Annotated in this window: 1 pseudogene; it reads left to right on the top strand. The window is 51.2% G+C overall.

The annotated features are described in order from the left end of the window. Window positions 1-281 (top strand): annotated as a pseudogene (locus FDX22_RS15795) (autotransporter strand-loop-strand O-heptosyltransferase); the annotation flags it as partial.

The following is a 281-nucleotide window of genomic DNA, read 5'->3' as shown; positions in this document are numbered from 1 at the left end:
GCATGCCAGCTTCTTCATTGGTCTGTCAAGCGGCCTGTCATGGCTGGCATGGGCTACCCGTATTCCGGTTGTGCTGATAAGTGGCTTCAGTCTTCCCAACAGTGAGTTTTATACCCCGTGGCGGGTATTTAACTCCCATGGCTGTTATGGGTGCTGGGACGACACGTCACTCAATTTTGACCACCAGGATTTCCTGTGGTGCCCGAGACATAAAAACACTGACCGGCAATTTGAACGTACCCGACTGATAACCGGCGCCCAGGTTAATGGCGTTATAAATA

The sequence above is a fragment of the Citrobacter sp. TBCS-14 genome, from assembly GCF_005280805.1.
In the GTDB taxonomy this organism is placed as follows: Bacteria; Pseudomonadota; Gammaproteobacteria; order Enterobacterales; family Enterobacteriaceae; genus Citrobacter; species Citrobacter gillenii.
Note: the sequence above shows the minus strand (reverse complement) of the source record. Positions and strands in the feature narration are given on the sequence as shown.